18 protein-coding genes and 1 pseudogene are annotated in these 18528 nt (G+C 39.1%); 6 read left to right on the forward strand and 13 right to left on the reverse strand.

What is annotated here, in order from left to right; translation table 11 throughout:
* The 3 genes from J7E67_RS06850 to J7E67_RS06860 form a co-directional block, all read right to left on the reverse strand.
* On the reverse strand, nt 1–1947 hold the full coding sequence (locus J7E67_RS06850; protein WP_214713794.1) for a TOMM precursor leader peptide-binding protein: 1947 nt from the start codon (nt 1945–1947) through the stop codon (nt 1–3).
* Nucleotides 1944–3908: a putative thiazole-containing bacteriocin maturation protein gene (locus J7E67_RS06855; RefSeq protein ID WP_214713792.1), complete on the reverse strand. Its 1965-nt coding sequence runs from the start codon at nt 3906–3908 to the stop codon at nt 1944–1946. The genes J7E67_RS06850 and J7E67_RS06855 overlap by 4 nt, the downstream gene beginning before the upstream one ends.
* Before the next feature lie 176 nt (nt 3909–4084).
* Complete coding sequence (locus J7E67_RS06860; protein WP_308161360.1) at nt 4085–4396, reverse strand: heterocycloanthracin/sonorensin family bacteriocin; 312 nt, start codon at nt 4394–4396, stop codon at nt 4085–4087.
* 354 nt (nt 4397–4750) lie between these two features.
* Here J7E67_RS06860 and J7E67_RS06865 point away from each other — a divergent pair, with 354 nt between their 5' ends.
* Nucleotides 4751–5008: an HPr family phosphocarrier protein gene (locus J7E67_RS06865; protein ID WP_214713788.1), complete on the forward strand. Its 258-nt coding sequence runs from the start codon at nt 4751–4753 to the stop codon at nt 5006–5008.
* An 82-nt stretch (nt 5009–5090) separates the two neighbouring features.
* On the opposite strand, the gene J7E67_RS06870 is transcribed toward J7E67_RS06865, so the two are convergent.
* The 4 genes from J7E67_RS06870 to J7E67_RS31785 form a co-directional block, all read right to left on the reverse strand.
* Entirely contained in the window at nt 5091–5786 is a 696-nt protein-coding gene (locus J7E67_RS06870; RefSeq protein ID WP_214713786.1) for a YoaK family protein, read from the reverse strand.
* Between the two features lie 311 nt (nt 5787–6097).
* Nucleotides 6098–6274, reverse strand: a complete 177-nt coding sequence (locus tag J7E67_RS06875) for a hypothetical protein (RefSeq protein ID WP_214713784.1) — start codon at nt 6272–6274, stop codon at nt 6098–6100.
* A 237-nt stretch (nt 6275–6511) separates the two neighbouring features.
* Nucleotides 6512–7501 carry a Gfo/Idh/MocA family protein gene (locus J7E67_RS06880; RefSeq protein WP_214713782.1) on the reverse strand — a complete coding sequence of 330 codons (990 nt, stop codon included), beginning with the start codon at nt 7499–7501 and terminating at the stop codon, nt 6512–6514.
* 14 nt (nt 7502–7515) lie between these two features.
* Nucleotides 7516–8679, reverse strand: coding sequence for an SEC-C metal-binding domain-containing protein (locus J7E67_RS31785; RefSeq protein WP_285290523.1), 1164 nt, complete (start codon nt 8677–8679; stop codon nt 7516–7518).
* Between the two features lie 255 nt (nt 8680–8934).
* Between J7E67_RS31785 and J7E67_RS06890 the strand changes: the two genes are divergently transcribed.
* Both J7E67_RS06890 and J7E67_RS06895 read left to right on the forward strand, forming a co-directional pair.
* Nucleotides 8935–9459, forward strand: coding sequence for a YsnF/AvaK domain-containing protein (locus tag J7E67_RS06890; protein WP_214713780.1), 525 nt, complete (start codon nt 8935–8937; stop codon nt 9457–9459).
* Between the two features lie 74 nt (nt 9460–9533).
* Nucleotides 9534–9938, forward strand: a complete 405-nt coding sequence (locus J7E67_RS06895) for a YsnF/AvaK domain-containing protein (protein ID WP_214713778.1) — start codon at nt 9534–9536, stop codon at nt 9936–9938.
* Nucleotides 9939–10008: 70 nt separating this feature from the next.
* Here the strand turns inward: J7E67_RS06895 and J7E67_RS06900 are convergent, their stop codons facing one another.
* Both J7E67_RS06900 and J7E67_RS06905 read right to left on the reverse strand, forming a co-directional pair.
* Nucleotides 10009–12132, reverse strand: a complete 2124-nt coding sequence (locus tag J7E67_RS06900) for a glycoside hydrolase family 3 protein (RefSeq protein WP_214713776.1) — start codon at nt 12130–12132, stop codon at nt 10009–10011.
* A gap of 221 nt (nt 12133–12353) precedes the next feature.
* Complete coding sequence (locus tag J7E67_RS06905) at nt 12354–13577, reverse strand: AraC family transcriptional regulator (RefSeq protein ID WP_214713774.1); 1224 nt, start codon at nt 13575–13577, stop codon at nt 12354–12356.
* Nucleotides 13578–14038: 461 nt separating this feature from the next.
* Here J7E67_RS06905 and J7E67_RS06910 point away from each other — a divergent pair, with 461 nt between their 5' ends.
* Entirely contained in the window at nt 14039–14350 is a 312-nt protein-coding gene (locus tag J7E67_RS06910) for a winged helix-turn-helix transcriptional regulator (RefSeq protein WP_214713772.1), read from the forward strand.
* A 158-nt stretch (nt 14351–14508) separates the two neighbouring features.
* Here J7E67_RS06910 and fsa read toward each other — a convergent pair whose 3' ends face one another.
* The 4 genes and pseudogenes from fsa to J7E67_RS06930 all read right to left on the reverse strand — a co-directional run bounded on the left by fsa (nt 14509) and on the right by J7E67_RS06930 (nt 17570).
* The gene (gene fsa, locus J7E67_RS06915; RefSeq protein ID WP_214713770.1) at nt 14509–15171 is read right to left on the reverse strand and encodes a fructose-6-phosphate aldolase; all 663 of its coding nucleotides are present in this window, start codon (nt 15169–15171) and stop codon (nt 14509–14511) included.
* 39 nt (nt 15172–15210) lie between these two features.
* A pseudogene (locus tag J7E67_RS06920) lies at nt 15211–15336 on the reverse strand (phosphogluconate dehydrogenase (NAD(+)-dependent, decarboxylating)); the annotation flags it as partial.
* A gap of 392 nt (nt 15337–15728) precedes the next feature.
* The gene (locus J7E67_RS06925; protein ID WP_214713768.1) at nt 15729–16892 is read right to left on the reverse strand and encodes an iron-containing alcohol dehydrogenase; all 1164 of its coding nucleotides are present in this window, start codon (nt 16890–16892) and stop codon (nt 15729–15731) included.
* A gap of 87 nt (nt 16893–16979) precedes the next feature.
* Complete coding sequence (locus tag J7E67_RS06930; RefSeq protein WP_214713766.1) at nt 16980–17570, reverse strand: class I SAM-dependent methyltransferase; 591 nt, start codon at nt 17568–17570, stop codon at nt 16980–16982.
* A 232-nt stretch (nt 17571–17802) separates the two neighbouring features.
* Between J7E67_RS06930 and J7E67_RS06935 the strand changes: the two genes are divergently transcribed.
* Nucleotides 17803–17994, forward strand: a complete 192-nt coding sequence (locus tag J7E67_RS06935; RefSeq protein ID WP_214713764.1) for a hypothetical protein — start codon at nt 17803–17805, stop codon at nt 17992–17994.
* Nucleotides 17995–18120: 126 nt separating this feature from the next.
* Entirely contained in the window at nt 18121–18402 is a 282-nt protein-coding gene (locus J7E67_RS06940; RefSeq protein ID WP_088088321.1) for a hypothetical protein, read from the forward strand.
* Nucleotides 18403–18528: the final 126 nt, after the last annotated feature.

Genomic DNA, 18528 nt, shown 5'->3' on the forward strand with positions numbered 1-18528 from the left:
TTATGGAAACGGATGCGGATGTGGGTTTAATTGTTCAAGTGTCAGCGGTTGTTTTGAATAACCGAGTTCCATCGGTACCCTGAGCACACGCTCCAGCCCAGTTACACGGGTAAGATGTTGTCCGAATGTCATCGGCAGCATCCCCGGAATCAGCACTTTCACGCAATACAATCCGTTTCGTTTCAATTCTGGTGCCGTCTGGTCCACCACAATCACATCAAGATTTAATGGGCGAAAAACTTGAATTATGTCCAGGAGATCATCTGTAAGGTCCGTATGCCTCGATTTCCACTTGAATTCCTCGGCAAATGTTCGCAACGGACGATTATCTTCAAGTAAAAAATCCAGGCGATCTTCCGCTTGCGGCAAACCGTACAGCATACCATGATCATCCATCTGTTGGACCAGTGATGAATCTTGCAGCATTCGGCTATACTCTTCCTGGTTAGACTCCAATTTCTCATCAAGAGACAGCATCATGCCAGCCAACTCATGAACCGCACTTTTTACCGCCCTTACAGGGTCGAGATGTGCACCAGCGGCACAGATGAGATTCACTCCCTTTTGCTTCCTGTTTTTTGCAATCGCACAAATACTTGGAATTCCGTGCTCCATCGTAGAGTTATACAAATAAAGATCATATCCCGCGACCGACCGCATACGTTCGATCATTAACTGCAATTCTTGGTCATCAGCTGAGGAAGGGTCAAGACGCGGCAGGTTCAGCTGCGCGTACCAAGTCATTAGAAATGAATCACGCTCCACCACTTCCATAATTCCGTAAAAAATAGACTCCTCCAAACTTCCGCCTAATGCACATCCGTTGGAAGTTTCATAGACAAATCCACGCTGGCCGCAGCCCAAGCTGTAATAGGCAAGCAACTCTGGCACAAGAATTGGACGCTCTTCCAAAAACGAATAACCCCATACCCAATTCATTGGTCGTTCAGGATTAAACGGTTGAAAAGGAAAACCATGCTGCTCATACTGTTCCTTTGCATGCACACCTACTTTCATAGGATTGAGTGCATTATTTTTCAAATTGCGGAAACTATCAAAGACGACTGTACGTTTCCCGCGTGGCTCCAGACCGCAGTACCGCTCGAGTCCTTCTAAAATGGCAGTCAACTCACTTACCTCATATGAATTTGTCCTGCCTGCTGTTCCCTCATCCCCTTCGAACAAAGGCAGATTCACACTGACATCGGCAAATGGCGGCACGAGGTCAACCATTTTACCATTCAAAAGGCCCGTTCGATGATCTAAGTAGTCTTTAACTAAAACTTTATTCAGATCATCCAACGAACGGCAGCGGTAACTGTCCAGGCTGATCTTCGGACTTGGCTGCAATGAGATTTGAGCAGCGTCCTCCGAATCGTCTGGTAAATGGCTACAAACCGGACACAGCGGGTCAGGGAGAAAGGAATGCCATGAACTATTTAATGTTTTCAAATTAATTAAACATACCTGTTCTTCCGAAAGTGCTTGTTCACCCTCCAAAATTCGCTGTACCTCTGCCCTGATCTGGTATGACAGCTGCAAGAGTCCTGTGAAGGATGCCCAGCCTTCAGGCTGCATACCTCTGTATTCCTTCAGCCTCTGCTTCATCTCCCACATCTCTTTACGGTCGCGTCCAGCCATGAGACGTCTCATATCCGCACACTGAGAACACCCGGGCGTACCTGGTCGAATTAGTGGCCCCACTACACCCTCTCCAAATGAAACGAAGCCTCGCAGCCAGGGTGTGCCTGTTAGCCGAAATATCTCTTCTGCCTTTTGATGAACAGAAGGATTCCAGGCATCCTGAAGCACCAGAGCCAAATCAGTTTTTTTCGGTACAACCGCCTCGAATTCGGTCTGGCGAACTACATGGTAATGAGCGAACAGTTCTTCGCATACACTGTCCGCCACCACCCCTTCTCCAACAACCAACACGACAGCGCTCACCTAGATTCCTCCTCTCGAAGCAACACACCAAACACCCCTGCCAATCCTTCTTTCAAAAATGGTTCTATTTCTTGTTCGAACACCGAAAGCCGCTTATGATTTCGTGCCAAGACTTCCATAGCGGACTGCAAGTTCTCGGATTTTATCCTCTCTTCACAAGCAGGGATTACTAGGCTTAGCGGCACCATTTCTTCCAGAAGCAAGGATGAAACATCAAACGCTTGCTCGGTGAGACAAGTATTTGGGTTTTGAACTTTGATTAGTGCTTGTTGTAACGCCTTCCGTAACGCCAATGTTATATTCAAATCTACACTACGATACCATCCCTGACTCGTACCGAGCCATACCACAGGGAAACCGGACACTTCCTCACCTAAACCGATAACTGGTGCCCCCTGCATTGTAGTCAGCGCCTGCAAATAAAACCGGCAACGTTCATCTTCTACAGCACTCAACTGCACCCGAGAGACAGATATCTTCTGATTACGCTGTTGAATGTTCAGTTCTTCGGCCAAACACTTTTGCAACCCGCGGCAAACTCCTTCCGCAAACGTTTCCCCAGTCCCAACCCCAACAAATTCCTGCAATTCTAGCATTCTACCCTCTACTTCCTGATGTGGAAGTAGCCTCGTAGCGAGCAAATCGACCATTCGTGACGCATAGGCTTCAATCCCTGCAAGACCGGCTTCCCTTCGAGCCTCCTCATGTGTCAGTCCTGAACAGACAATGTCTCCTAACAGCTTAGCCGGTCCGTCAGATAAAGGGTCGACAGCCTGAACACGACACTGAGCTAACGGAAGTTGCTTTAAATTTCCCTCCTCCCAAATATGGAAAATCCCTGACTCTTTTGATGTCAATTGGTGGAAAAAAAGTAGCAATTCACTCGGCTCACCACTGCTTAATCCCTGTTCAATCCGCCTATCGAAATCTTCTACCCATTCAGTCGATATTCGTCCGGTCACCAGTGGATGGGGAATAAACGAGTGCCAGTGTCCTTCCAACGTATCAAGATCAAGCAAATAGAATTGATTCTTTTGTTCCAGTTCTGTTACTCCTGTAACCTCCTTAAACAATTCAAATACGATTACATTGGCCAACATTGCGCCGGCAGTGGAAGAGAAAGCAGTAATTTGCTGGTCTTTGAATAGCACAGATTGGTGCAAGCGGCGCCAAGCAGACTCCCAGCTCGCCTCAGATTCTGGATTCACTAACGGACCAGCTATTCCCACCTGCTGTAAGCAAATAGCAGGGAGGAATGCCTTTTTCTCTTCCCCACATACCGTATGAAGAAGCCGCAACTCCTCTAAATTTCCTTCCTGTGACACATACAAAATTGAATCAAACGGTTGCACACTCTCCCGCCAAAAATTTACCCCATCGTCCTTCAGGTTGACCTCCTCTACCTCCACCTCAGGGTCTGTCTTACGGGCATGTGCCACGAGTTCCGTTAACCGCCGTCTATTAGTCGGTACCGTGTCAGTGATTAGTAATTTGAACTTGGGCAATCCGGATTCAATTAACGAAGAAACCAACGAAACAAAAAAAGGACCTGAGCCAACTGCCAACACTTTGGCCTGACGATAGGTTTGAAAACGGTATGCTCCCGAATCGACAAAACTGTCGACAAATTCAATTTGAAAAGCATGTCTTTTAAGAACCTGATCCTCCAATTGATGCGGATGGTCTTGACTTACATCACGGACAAACCCATTTCGATACAGCACTTCTGCAATTTCATACACTCGATCTCGGTATGGGCCCGGCAATCCCTCTGTTAAATTCCCCAAAGTATACTCCCCATTGAACATCGGTATCAGCTTTTCAACCCACTGATCGATCGTACTGCCTTCCATACGGAACGAGCTAATGTTGTTCCGAAAATACACACCGTTGATTGAATCGGGGAGAAAAAACGTGTCCCTTTTCACTTTCAGACGCATAGAAGGGTTCAAACTTGTCATTTCGCTCCTCCTTAGCCGTAGCTTTACTCCATTCTGTAACAACACTTCACTATAATTCTATGTACCGCAATTTGTCCCTTATGTCTAAGCTAAAAGAGAAGAGGCTCTGCAAAAACTCACGCAGTGACGGCCTCTTCTCCTTAACCAACCAGTTTTACATTAGAAAAATTGAACTATTAACCTCCGCAGCGATGACCTCCACCGCAATTATGGCCGCCGCAGCGATGGCCCCCGCCACAATTAGAGCAATGCGAACAATTAAAGCAACGGAAACAACTAAAGCAATTAAAGCAGTTAAAACAGCTAAAGCAGCTAAAACAACTAAAACAACGGCCAAAACCACCTAAACCACCAAAACCGCCCATAACACCGAATTGTCGAGACTGATCCATATAGTATTGGTTTGGGTCTATAGGAACTGCCTGGCTCGCTTGGAAATCGCCAACATTCAACATTTGTAGTTCATTTTGGAAAGGATTCATTTTCATACCTCCGTCTATTTTAAATCAACCTTTTGTGCCATTACATGAAAAGGGGAACAGAACAAATCAGAAAAATAGTGTGTTACAGGTGAATTCACCGATGCTTCAAGTACTCTCTCCATCAAAATATGAAAAATGGGTGGGTATTGCCACTGATTCAAAAGCCTATTTTTATGGGACATCCATTCAAATTATTAGATTTAAACTAAAGTACTAGGGAACTCAATAGGCAGCGCAGAAGGACTACCACACAAAATGGCCCATATTGAGTCAATGGTGCATTTTTAGTGACGTAGTTTCATACATAAGAAAAGTGCATTATTTACAGATGCTATAACATCGTAGCCAAGGAGGAAAATCATGATACAACAAACAGTAACAATCAACAGGAATGCAGGTTTATATGCTCAGCCGGTCAATCAATTAGTTCAAAATGCTTCTCGATTTAATGCTGATATCTTTCTTACTTATAAAGGACGGAAGGTTAATGTAAAATCGGTACTCGGTGTTTTATCGTTAGCGATCCCTAAACAGGCAGAAATTATATTAGAAGTTTCCGGGGACGATGAAATAGAAGCACTAAAAGAGGTAATTCATACGTTGGAAATGGTTGAGTAGGAATATTTCAACAGGAAGACAGGAAGAGGCTGGTTCTCCTTTGTTCCAGCCTCTTCTACATAAGTACCAGACACCTAACATACTATCTTAACGTTAAGGACTTGCTTATATAACCTCGATCCCGGTGATACAAAATAAGTGCGATCACTAAAATCCCAGAAGCAATCCAAATAGAGGTGTTCCCTATGTAGGTGGTGGAAAATGTCCCGGTCAACGCGCCAAATAAAAAAGAAAGAATGATCACAAAAAATTCCTTGAATTGTTTTTTGGCTTCATCATTATCTTCTTTTAATGCCAAATAGGCTGCTTGGGTTGCCGTCCGAAGATTTCCTGTTGTCATGGTTGAATTGTAAGCCCACTTGTCGATTTTATTAAAAGTAGAAATTTGTAAAGAGGATACAAATGCGATACATACAGTTACTACGATGTTCGGCACACTTCGTGGTAATAGACCTACAATAATTAATACAAGGCATTCTAAGATAAGAATTGACCTTCTATAGCTGTGTAGAACTTGTCTTACACGAGGAATTTTAGCCATTTCTGATACCAAAACACCTAAGATAAATGCTAAAATGGGCGGGATATAAAGCAGCGAGCCATGCCAATCCCTGTTCGCTGCTTTTACAGCGAGCAGGACCATATTTCCTGTTTGGGCATTGGCAAATACGCCGTCTCTGCTGATAAAAGTATAGGCATCTAAAAAACCTCCAACGACCGCTAACAAAATACCCAAATAAAATGAGTTGGACGATAATGAGGGGATTTTATCTTTCACTATGCGATCTCCTTGTTTCAATTTACTAACCTCAATAGTATTTCCTAGATGGTATAAGAAAACAATATAATGTTAAAGGCAATATTAAATCCTGATTTTCTTAAATATCATGAATTATAATGAAAAGTTCCCTCATTTTTGACAATAAAAGTGAAATTTTTATTATTTTCCTAAAAAATTCAGGCATTTTTGCAGCTTTAGATTTTATGAGCGGATTTTTGCATCTTATGAGCAAGTTTTTATAGTTAATGGGCGAATTTTTGCATTTTATGAGCGAATTTTCGCATTCAATGGGCGAATCGCGAAATCTATCAAAGTTCTGCGATAGCATCTTCAAATTCATGATAAAAAAAGAAAAACGCCATAAGGCGCTTAATAATTGCACTTTGGACAAGGTTGAAAGCGGTGTTTCCCATGTCCGCATTGTCTGCACTTGTCTGAGTATTGTTTACTATTTTTAAACTTCCATTGTTCATACGTGATCCCATAAGAACCTTCATCGTTTAAGTATTTGATATAATCATTCCCATAAGGATAAATCAACAACATCACCTCCAGCGTTCACTATAAATGTATGCGCTTACATCAACTAAAAACACTGAAATAAATAAAAAAATAGTGTCAGGCACCAACTATTTTCTGAAAGGGCCAAACACTTTCGCTGGCTTAAGATGACGGACCTAAAAAATTAGGACCAACCGTGTTAGGTTGATCCTAGTCCCATACTACTGATAATAATTCTTCACCATTTCTCCCATGACCCAGTTCGTTCGGGCTCCTGTCACTCCACTGCTAGGACACTGACCGCTACCACTTGTTATGTCAGCTACAATCGTTTCGACAAGTGGTTGATGGACGTGCTCTGGTCGCTCGAAACTCCATTGCTCCGTTCCGCTCGCTGTCGTTAAAACGATGGGCTCGTTTCTGAAAGTGGAAAAGGTGATTTTCCCAAGGCTCCCCACGATTTCATTCACATCGACATCTTCAAAAGCAGTAAAACACCAATTTCCGACACCATGGACGCCAGATTCAAACTGATATGTACCTGTTACGATATCTTCGGCACGATAATAGCCTGCTTGATTGGAAGCAAATCCTTGCACAGACGTAATCGGTCCAAGTAAAAAATCTAATAGATCAAGCGTATGGCTGGCTAAATCAAAAAATAGTCCCCCGCCTGCCAATTCCGGTTGAACTCGCCATGGAAGATGTTGTGAGTCTAACACATCTTCCGTAGCTTTTTGATATTGTGTTGATGTTACAAACCGTACCTCACCAACTGCCCCATTCTCCAACAGCTCTTTTATTTTTAAAAATCGCTGTTGTGCCCTCCGGTAGTAAGCCACATATAATGGGACTCCTGCCTCTTCACAAGCAGCAATCATTTCCTGGCATTCATCGAAATTGCGGGCCATTGGCTTTTCTACATAAACAGGTTTCCCTGCCTTTGCTGCCTTGATTGTATATTCCTTATGCGAACCAGGCGGTGTTGCAATATAGATAGCATCTACCTCAGAATCGTTTATGAGTTCATCTGCATTATCATACCATTTTGGTACATTGTGCCGGTTTGCATAATCTTTGGCAAGTTCCCCCGTTCTTCTCATAACGGCAACCAACTCAGAATTATTAATTTTTTGGAAGGCTGGTCCGCTTTTCACTTCTGTTACATCACCGCATCCAATGATCCCCCAACGAACTTTATCAAACTTCATCGCACTTAATCTCCTTATTTGCCACAGCACTTTTTATATTTTTTGCCGCTTCCACACGGGCAAGGATCATTTCGCCCTACTTTATTTTCCGTTAAAATTGGACCGTTTTGGGAAATTTCACCCTGCTTGCTTTTATTTCTAAATTCTATTTCTCTTCCAAGTGCTGCTAGCTTCCAATCCATTAGTTCCGGATGTGGCTCGCCTAAAATGGAATAATAACTATAAACAGTCTGTTCAATATCTACGAGGCTTGAGAAGTATTCCTTTTTCATATGATTGCTAATTTCAAGAAGCGCATCTTTAGAAAGATGATGACAGAGCGCTTCGATCAGGATATCCTGGTCTTCAAGTTCAGCTGAATTATGATAAGCCTCTCTTAAAACCTGAACAGCCTGATCTGATTTAATATTTTCGATAACGGAACTAGCAAAAATAATCGAATCCGATTGGTTTAAATAAGGACTAACCGCTTCGACCACCTCATCGGATTGAAAACGAATTAACGCCGATGCAACTTCTTCTAACAAGATATCTTCATCACGGTTTAACAAACTGGCTAGAAATGGGATATGCTTCTCAAGTTTCAGTAATCCAATCATATACACCGTCAAGATTCCATTAAATGAAAACCATTGTTCCTTTAATTCCTCTTGAAGAATCACTTCTACTTCATCTTTAGTGATCCAGCCATTTTGAACGATGCATGCAGCCAGTTTTTTAGCTTGTATGTAAAGTGGATGTTGATAAGAATCGGCTTGGTCAAGAGTATTTATTGTTTTTGCATATTTATTCCAAACTTCTTCTTCCGTACCGTTTACGATTAGCTCATATAATGACCAACGATCCTCACCAATGTATCTTTGCAGTTGCTCTCTATATTTTAGAGCGAGCTTTGGATCAATACGCTCTAACAAATTCACCGCTAAGTGGATCTTGGTCTTGTCCATCTTAGGAATATTTTCTAGTAAAACTTTGACAGCGTCTTCATTGATTTTCATGTTTTCTATGTAGATTAAAATAGAGGATTGCTTGTCCTGGTTTTTAAAGGCTTCCTTCAATAATTCGATTGTCCATTCTTCTGGGACGTTTGGATAATCGTGTAATCCATGAAGCACCGTTTCTTGAATTAATATATCATTGCTAATCAAGTGCGGTTTAATTTTTTCTAAAAATGTCAAAAATGTAATCCCCTCCACAATACAATTGCTCAATCTCAATTTAATTATATTCTTTTTTGTCACCAGCACCAAACAAGATTGCTTCTAATTAAACAAAAATTATGCCATGAAAATATTTCATACAAAGTGAATCTTACATCAGCTCGAATATCATCTTTTCATACCTTTTATTCTAATGATTTTAAAGAATAAAGAACCCTCATGAGTACATTATAAAAAAGGCATGACCATATACAACTTACAAGGGGGATTTTTATGAGCGACTTTTTAGGATTATTCGGTGATGATAAATCACAAACCACTGAAAGTGAAAATAGCCAAACCAATATGAGTAATCAAGGGAACGATCCCAGTACAAGTACCCAGGGTACTCAAACCGACGGCTCTCTCCAGCTTCATAAAGAAGAGTTAGACATTATAAAGAATAATGTCGATGCTGGACAAGTAGTTATTTCTAAAGATGTCGTTGAGGAACAAAGAACTGTCGACGTTCCTGTGATGCACGAGGAAGTTGTCATAAAAAGAACACCCTTGAATAACGAACGTAGCGATAGATCCTCTATATCTCAAGAAACCATTACTATTCCTGTTACCCAGGAGCAAGTTGAGGTAAACAAGTATACGGTTGCGACCGAGGAGATTTCTGCTTCGAAACGTCAAATTGAGGATACTCAGAAAGTCCAAGAGACACTCAGACACGAAGAGGCTCATGTTGATACAACCGGAAGTGTCGATATCGTTTCCGACGGGTCAAGCTTTAACGATATAAATAATAGCTAAAAACAAAAACACCTTTTCATTGCTGGGCAATGGAAGGGTGTTTTCACTACTTTCCAATGGAGGGAGAGATTAAGTTGCCTGAAAAGAAGAATGGCCATCGAGAAGATAAAACGCTCCAACTACATAAGGAAGAATTGCAGGTTAACAAGAAGTGGGTTGAGACGGCTGATGTTAGAGTATATAAGAAAACGTATACCGTGGAGAAACAAATTGTCGTCCCTATATTCCGTGAAGAGCTAATTATTGAGAAAAAGATATTAAATCCAGAAAGTGGAACAACTACACAAATTGAAACCACTCATATTCCTCTAAGCGAAGATCGTATTGAGGTCATATTAAACCCAACTATCCTTAATGATGTAGAAATTTTTAGGAATGAGTTTGAAGAGATTATTCAGATTAACGAAAATGTGAAAGAAGAAAAAGTCCAAATAGATACAATTGGGGATGTAAAAGTAGTGGTTGATGATAAATTGTAGAAAGCTATAATAATGTAAAAACTCGCCACGATAATATTGGCGAGTTTTTACATTATGACTCTTAGCTAAATTAAAATGTTAATCCATGACCAAGTTTATAAATATTCCCGTCGCTATCTTTATAAGCATAGTTAAATCCTTCAGGCATATATTCGTCCTTGACATAACCCGGTACATCATTTCTCGACACGCACTCACCATTTTCATCAACCGCAATGACCGCTTCACTCGCTGGCAATGTCAACGGTAACACACCTACTGGTGAGCTATTGCCCGCCATAACCTCATACTGTGCCTTATAGTAGGTATCATATCCAGCGATCAATGCATCTGCCAATGGTTCAACATTTCCAAGGATCCATGGCAGAATGACATTAACACTCATGATTACTTTTCCACCACGAATATGGATACTGTCGGCCACTTCCTTTAAATGGTTCATCCCACTCAAAGTCGTTTCTTGGTAGGAAGTACCATCCAAAGCAGCTACCGTTTTATCTTCGCATATTTCAAGTTCTAATAGTCCTGGTGTCGCATTGAAATAAGCTCCAGATTTGGGACTTAAAAACAATATAGCTACATCAGCTTCTTCATAGTTATCGGTCAAAGTAAATTGACCAAGCTCTTGACATTCCTGTCTAGCTTTTTCAGTATAAGAAGTTGCTCGTTCGGTCTCCTTTTGGAAAACTTCCACATAAACCTTCTTACCCTCCAGCTTTTCAGCTGTTAAAGGTAAGGTCTGCTTCTGATTCTTAAGCACAGTTACCGATTTTTTATGCGCTTCATAAGCAGCTTCCCAGTTTGCTGGATTTTCCACCACTTCAGCAGCATGGTCGGGTGAAACATACGTACGGTCATCAAATAGTCCTAAAGCAAACATTTCTGTAAGCAGTCGTACATTGGCTTCATTAATCCGCTTCTCACTGATCCATCCCTTTTCGATCGCTTTTTTTAGGTTTTCAATATCATTAGTGTCAGAAATAAGATCTGTCCCCGCATTAATCGCTTTAGCAAAACGTTCCGCCTCGCTTAATGTTTCAACGCCCCAGCTCATTTTACTTGTGACGCCGCTGTCGCTATTTATATAACCTTTGAACCCTAGTTTTTCTCTAAGGATCGTATTTAAGAAATAATGATTAAATGTAAAACCAACCTCTTCGAAAGGAATGTCTTCCCCTTCGAATTCTTGAACCACACTTTTCTTGATACTAGGAATCGAATAATATGGCATCATGGATGAAGTCCCATGTTCTACCGCTGCCCGAAACGGAGGCAGGTGATACTTTTCTAGGCTTCCTGGAGTTGGATACAGGTTCCATTTACCCTCTTCATAATGTGGATCAAATCCATTTTCCCTTGGTCCACCGCCAGGAAAATGCTTGGTCGTCATAGCAATACTATGATTTCCGAGGGTCTTCCCTTGAAAGCCGTCAATGATGCGGCCGATAACATCAGAAATAAATTCTGGGTCTTCACCGAATGTACCATATATCCGCTGCCATCTCGGGTCCGTAACAGTATCCGCCATATACATATATCCTTTTCTTAATCCAACCGCATCCCACTCATCATGTGCGATTTGGGCGAATTGGCTAATAAGTGAGGCATCACCGCCATTTTTCATATCTCCTTTTGCCGCTGCAGCAAGTCCTAACGTTCCAGGCCAAGTGGAAAAAATCCCAGCTGCATCATTCATACCAAAAATGAATTCAGTATTTTCGTTTCTTGAATTCGATGCGATTAAACATGGAATACCAAGACGTGACCCCTCACATACTTCATTCATGGTATTCACCCATTCTGCCATTTCGGATGGGCTCCAATTGTCTCTTAGAATAAAGTGGCGCAAATGCATGTTTTCAATCGTATGCGTGGTACCATATACTTTTGCTAAAGCAAAAATAGTTTCGCCCTTTTCAACAATTCCTTCATCTAACACGCCATCATGGCTTGTCTTACTCTTATCTTTTTGAGAAAGCCCCATCTGACGAGAATTAATAAGCATCATACCGACCTTTTCATCGGTATTCATCAATGAGACTAGGTTGTCCGCACGTTCTTTCGGACTCAAACGCCAATCCTTATATGGTTCTAATTTCCCGCTGTTATTCAGATCTTTAAATTTTAATCCATCAACTTCAATAATGTTCTTGACTCTTACTTCTAAATTCGGTTGTTTATGGTTAACTTCCATGTGAATGCCTCCTTAACTTGTTCATCCCCATCTTTCGGGAAAGTTGGGACAAGTGATAGATTCATGTTAGCAATTTGAGTTCGTTTCCACATCCATTATTGTTAACTTTTATATAAAATTGCACACTATTTTAAAATATTTTTTATAAATAAAATTTATTTAGAGTGAATTTGAATCAAATTTATAAAATTACAAAGATAACGTTAGAAGAGGCAATGATTTTAATCATGCTCCTTTTTTTCTAATGGTTTGCTCCCTTTATACTCTGTAGCTGTCATTCCATTTATTTCTTTAAATACTTTACAAAAATAATTATAGCTGCTAAAACCCACTTGAATACCAATATCTGTAATAGATAAATGCCCCTGTTCCATAAGAAAAATTGCCTCTTCGATCCGCTTTTTATGAATATAATCAATGACACTTATATTCAATTCTTTTTTAAATTTCTTCGCAAGATATGCTCGATTAAATCCAATTTCAGCTGCTACAGATTGCACATTTATAGTTTCCTTAAAGTGGATATTTATATACATTAATGCTTTCCTTACAACAGGACTATATCCATTAACAGCAAAATTCTTAACCGCATCACAATATTCTTCAATCATACTGAAATTTATCGCATCTAAATCGGACATCGCTACCGCTGCCTCAATCTTAAGTGCGAATTTTTCCGAAATAGCATGTAAATATTGAGGTTCAACCCCTCCCTTAGCAGCAGCCAATCTATTCATAGTATTACTTGAAAAGCTAAGATTTTTTTTCGCCCGCAAAGGATTCCCTGGAACTCTATAGGAAAAATCACCTGTGAATTCAATCAAAGCTTTCATTGCATTTTCTTTATCCCCAGTTTCGATAAAATGTAAAAATTTCTTTTCTGCCTCATACCTTAGCTTAACTTCCAAACCATCTTGGCCATAATCCTGCGGCTGTACATCCGGTTGATATTGCTCACTATGCTTTTTTGTCGTACTGAAATGGGAGTCAACTCGTGGATTCGCTAATAGATTCACTAACAAATCGCCAATTGCTATGTATGATTGTCCCAAATAGGGTAAGGATTTATAAAAATTCTCAATTGGTTTTACCCAATTATTTTCAAGATGATTTTCCCTCATCGCATTCCAAATAAAATGGTCAGTGACCCGCTCATTCAAGAAAGGCCCAACCAAAACCATTCCTTGAAACAGTTCTTCCTCGTTTATAGGCATCGCCATATACGATAGTTGGAATGAATCTGTATGAATACAAAAACTGTTCTTATTTGCCTTTTCTAAAGCTTTTTTAAGATCCAAATAGATTTTCTTTCGAGCTTCTGCAAAAATTAGGGGTTCACTATCATCAGATATGTGCAGAATCGTTTGAAATTGATGATCGACCGCTTGTACATCAATATTAAAAGCATTTTTAATTAGCCAACATTTACTTAGCAGTTCATCCACTAATATCACCCTTCAGAATCCTTTAAAACTATGTAATAAAATCAAAGAAAGAATGTAATCCACTGAAAATCCAGCAAAATTTTAATACTATAAACTCATTGCTTGGACTAACTATCTCTCCGAAAACCGCGAAACTATCTTGATTTCAGAGAATTTACTTTTTGTTTTATTATAGAAGTTTATGCGAAATTATCAAACTTCCAATGGATTTGGAAACCATGAAGATACTCCAATCAATGAAATTTTCCAAGTATGGTTGGATTTAAAAATTCTTTTTTCTCATCAACATATATAACCGATTTTAGTCGACATATATTTTTGTCAAATTCGTGAACATATAAGCACAGATACTGTTCGCAAGAAATTTTGTTCCAGTAAACACTTTATTTTAATAACTAATTTTGCTAATATTAACATATAGTTATTAAAAATAACCAAGGAACTATTTGAGGTGTTTATATATGGAGACAGAAAATAAATTATGCAGCAAAGTTGAAGCGTGCTATCATATTATGGGAAAAAAATGGATGGGTTTGATCATCCATACATTAATGGAGGAACCAAAAAGATTTAGTGAAATCCATACCTTTATACCAGATTTAAGTAAAAGAGTATTAAATGAACGTATGAAAGAGCTTGAGGATCTAGGAATTGTGTTAAGAAATGTTATTGCAGACCGTCCTGTACGGACCGAATATTCGTTAACCAAAAAAGGAACGGAACTTGGACGATCTCTTAAAGGTCTTGAGGAATGGGCAGATAAATGGTTATAGATAAAAATACCTCTCCATAATTTATTATGGAGAGGTATTTTTACTGTTTCTTAATGCTGAATGCACTTCAATATAAAAAAAAAAAACACCTTTATCATTTTACTAAGATAAAGGTGCTTAAATAACTCTATTTAGAAATACGTATTAATAATCTGTTTTTAAACAGTCGTTTTCCAGTCTGCAGCAAATTTTTCAATCCCTTGATCTGTTAATGGATGTTTTGATAATTGCTCAATTACCTTGAATGGAATCGTTGCAATATGAGCTCCAGCCATCGCTACACGGGTTACATGATCTGGATGACGAACAGATGCAGCAATGATTTGTGAATTCAAGTTTTGAATCTGGAACATCTTAGCAATTTTTGCGACTAATTCTACACCATCTTCGTTAATATCATCCAACCGGCCTAAGAATGGTGAAACATAAGTTGCACCTGCTCGTGCAGCGAGCAATGCTTGGTTCACACTAAAAATCAAGGTAACGTTGGTTTTTACACCTTTTTTCGTTAGATAACGGCAAGCCTCTAATCCATCTAACGTCATTGGAAGTTTAATGGTGATATTTTTATCGCCACCGTTAATTTTAATAAGTTCGTTTGCTTCTGTAATCATTTGATCAGCAGTCAAAGCATTAGGCGTTACCTCGGCAGATACAGACTCAACCTCAGGTACAGCATTAAGGATTTCAGCAATACGGTCTTCGAATTTTACTCCCTCTTTTGCCACTAAAGAAGGGTTGGTTGTTACTCCTGATAACACACCAATTTTATAGGCTTTTTTGATTTCCTCTAGGTTTGCAGTATCAATAAAAAATTTCATAATCTTTTTCCTCCAATTTTAATAAAATAAATGCTTTTTTTAATTCTTTTCGACAGCATGTCCACCAAACTCATTTCTTAATGCTGCTACAACTTTACCTGTAAAGGTGACCTTCTCCAAGGAACGATATCACATGAATAAAGACTTGGCAATAACTGGCGTAGCAATTAAATCAAAAGACCTTTATTATTTTTCCCTCAAATAGCCCCAATATTTTGTCAGATTTTGTTAAACCATACTTCTTAAGTGATTAGACAAAAGTCATTGAATCCATTTTTATTCCCACATGTTCGTCCTTTCTACCCACGAACTTTTGAGATTATGTTTTTATGACTATCCAAGGTAGGTTTTATCTCCCTTCAACTAAAGCTGGATTCCTCATTATTAATTTGTCCAACTTTCATTGGTTACTTTATGTAACAAGAATATATCTATCCGACAAAAATCGTCAAGTAAAATATCTTGAATTAATGATATTTATTTCATCAGTTAAATTTTCTACAAATAAAATTAACAAAACGAAACCTCGCTACAATGTTGTGAGCGAGGTTTTTTTCTTACTTAGCCAAATGTAAAATCTGTACAACATCAGCTTCATGTAACTTAACAAAATTGCCTAGTGGTCCTCTTTCTGTTCCCTTTTTAGCCATTTCCTCCAAGTGCTCTTCACCAATACCAGCTTCTTTCAATGTTACCGGCATACCGATGGAGCTAAAGAATTGTTCTATTTTCTTGATTCCTGCTAAAGCGGTTTTTTCTAAATTGTTTAAGTCAATTTCTACATCCCAGACTCGATTAGCAAATTGAACAAATCTATTTACATCATGTTTATACACATGTTTCATCCAGGCTGGGAATACAATCGCCAAACCTGCTCCATGTGCAATATCATAAATGCCGCTGATCTCATGTTCAATATCGTGGCTTCCCCAATCACCAACTCTTCCTGTCCCTAACAAATCATTATGCGCAATTGTGCCTGACCACATGATCTCAGCTCTTGCATCGTAATTGGTTGGGTCCTCGATGACTGTATGTGCATTATTTATAATGGCACGTAATGCCCCTTCACACAATCGATCTGTTAATTCTACATTCTTTTCATTGGTGAAATATCTTTCTAAGATATGCGCCATCATATCTGTGATCCCACATGCTGTTTGATAAGATGGTAAGGTGTATGTAAGTACAGGGTTTAGAATGGAAAACTTAGGACGCATGGTCGAATGACCCGTCGATCGCTTATACCATCCATCTTCGTTCGTAATAACCGTGCCCGAGCTAGATTCACTTCCCGCTGCAGGTATGGTTAACACAACTCCGATTGGCAAACAGTCTTGAACAGTAGATTTCCCTTCAAAGAAATCCCAAACATCCCCATCATATTTCGCACCAGCAGCGATCGCTTTGGCCGAATCAATTACACTTCCTCCACCTACAGCAAGAATAAGGTCAATGTTATGTTCCTTACAAAGGGCAACTCCTTCTCTAACAAGGCTGACTCGAGGGTTCGGCTTTACTCCGCCCAATTCAATTATTTCTATGCCCTGTTCAAGCAATGACTGCAGAATCCTATCATATAGTCCGTTAGTCTTGATACTACCTCCGCCATAATGCAAGAGAAGTTTTTTTCCATAAACAACGGCCTCTTGACCTACTAATTGCTCCTGATCTTTACCAAATATTAACTTTGTACTATTTTGAAAAACAAAATCTATCATGTTTATCCCTCCCACACAATATAGTAAACTTTTAAGAGATTAAAAACAATCGCTTTCATTCCTATTATTATCAATGGTGCCTGACACTTAAAGAATGCTCTTATGGTTTCTGACACTTTTTTGTTTCTGACAAAAAATCGTCTGTCGTCCCTCATGTTCATTTTCCTCATAAAAAAGAACTTTCCAATCACTAAACTCAGCCAATAATTCTCCAGGTAGCAGTTTATATTGATCGGATACTCCCTGACTCTCTTTTTTTGGAGACTTATAAAAGGTTTCCATAAAGAAATATCCATTGTCTTTAACGATTGATTTAACCAGCGGAAATAGTGATCGATCAAGATAATACGTGATGACAATCAAACTAAAAGAACTATTATTCAAATTAAGGTGGGTCATTTCCGTCAGATCGCACAAACGAGGAAAAATAGCGAGCTTTTGCTTTCCTGCTATTTCCTCGAGATAGTTGACAGCTACATCTGATATATCAATCGCTTGTACTTGAAAATTTAATCGTGCCAGAAACAGACTGTTTCCACCAAGCCCACATGCAAGATCGAGCGCAGACCCGCCGGTTAAATAAGGTGACAGGATTGCTAATCTCTCATTCGGCATTGGTGCTTCCAATTGATTTATACGTTCTTTATATTTGCTATTCCATTTATTTTTCGGATTCATTTGGAACTCCTTAACTGTGACTGGATAATAATTCGAGATAGTAGTAATCAATAAGTCAAAAGTGGATGGTCAAATTTTTTGTTAATTGGATGGTTATTTTCTATATCATAAACTTTAATATAAGAATCATACATTGAAACTTTAATGAAAAGTCCATAATTTTGGCAAAAAATTATTTATTATTAAATAATTCAGTTTCTTTTGATTATTAATCTTAGTGAGGATGAAACATATGAAGTTTGGTATGGCTCTTATTATTATCGTTTTAGTAGCTGCCCTGATTGGTACACTTGCGCTTACAGGAAAACCTGATGAGGACTATAAAGGTTCAACAAAACAAAACACAGTACGGTTGACGGCTATTTATGTGATTGTCATCTTAGGTGCAATCGGAGGATTGGCTTGGTATATTACGATGAACTAAACATTTATGAGTATCCCCATAGCTGAAGCTAGGGGTTTTACGCTGCTTTTTGATAACTTTTCCTTTAATAGTGATTAATAAATCTATGGCATTTGCACATATTAACCAAAAAAGGTGTGATTGCCGATGGATTTTCCCACTATTAAAACGAATTTTTGGGATGCAATATTTGCTATTCCAATCATTATACTGTTAACTCAACTAATTAAGGTTTTTTTCAAAATACCGAAATGGTTTGTACCTACGATTGCACTTATTTTTGGGCTGGGAATCTCAATTTTTATTAGTCACAAGCACAACACCCTTGGCGGAATATTTATGGGTTGGTTTTATGGATATGCAGCGATCGGAACATATGCTTCATTAAAAACAAATATTATTGCTTTCAGAAATAAACAAAGGAAATAGTATAAATCGCATATCTCTCCATTAAAAAAGCACTTTAGTCTTCTCCCACTTCAATTATTATCTTTCTCCATATCTCATGACATCTTTAGGCCTTAATGAAACAAGCACATTAATACTAAAAAAGTG

The organism is Bacillus sp. ISL-46, assembly GCF_018613205.1.

Excerpts from the sequence above, each read along its gene's own strand:
- J7E67_RS06890 (WP_214713780.1), top strand. The coding sequence starts at position 8,935 with ATGAGCGACTTTTTAGGATTATTCGGTGATGATAAATCACAAACCACT.
- fsa (WP_214713770.1), bottom strand. The coding sequence starts at position 15,171 with ATGAAATTTTTTATTGATACTGCAAACCTAGAGGAAATCAAAAAAGCC.
- J7E67_RS06935 (WP_214713764.1), top strand. The coding sequence starts at position 17,803 with ATGAAGTTTGGTATGGCTCTTATTATTATCGTTTTAGTAGCTGCCCTG.
- J7E67_RS06880 (WP_214713782.1), bottom strand. The coding sequence starts at position 7,501 with ATGAAGTTTGATAAAGTTCGTTGGGGGATCATTGGATGCGGTGATGTA.
- J7E67_RS06860 (WP_308161360.1), bottom strand. The coding sequence starts at position 4,396 with ATGAAAATGAATCCTTTCCAAAATGAACTACAAATGTTGAATGTTGGC.
- J7E67_RS06875 (WP_214713784.1), bottom strand. The coding sequence starts at position 6,274 with ATGGGATCACGTATGAACAATGGAAGTTTAAAAATAGTAAACAATACT.
- J7E67_RS06940 (WP_088088321.1), top strand. The coding sequence starts at position 18,121 with ATGGATTTTCCCACTATTAAAACGAATTTTTGGGATGCAATATTTGCT.
- J7E67_RS06925 (WP_214713768.1), bottom strand. The coding sequence starts at position 16,892 with ATGATAGATTTTGTTTTTCAAAATAGTACAAAGTTAATATTTGGTAAA.
- J7E67_RS06900 (WP_214713776.1), bottom strand. The coding sequence starts at position 12,132 with ATGGAAGTTAACCATAAACAACCGAATTTAGAAGTAAGAGTCAAGAAC.
- J7E67_RS06930 (WP_214713766.1), bottom strand. The coding sequence starts at position 17,570 with ATGAATCCGAAAAATAAATGGAATAGCAAATATAAAGAACGTATAAAT.
- J7E67_RS06855 (WP_214713792.1), bottom strand. The coding sequence starts at position 3,908 with ATGACAAGTTTGAACCCTTCTATGCGTCTGAAAGTGAAAAGGGACACG.
- J7E67_RS06865 (WP_214713788.1), top strand. The coding sequence starts at position 4,751 with ATGATACAACAAACAGTAACAATCAACAGGAATGCAGGTTTATATGCT.
- J7E67_RS06910 (WP_214713772.1), top strand. The coding sequence starts at position 14,039 with ATGGAGACAGAAAATAAATTATGCAGCAAAGTTGAAGCGTGCTATCAT.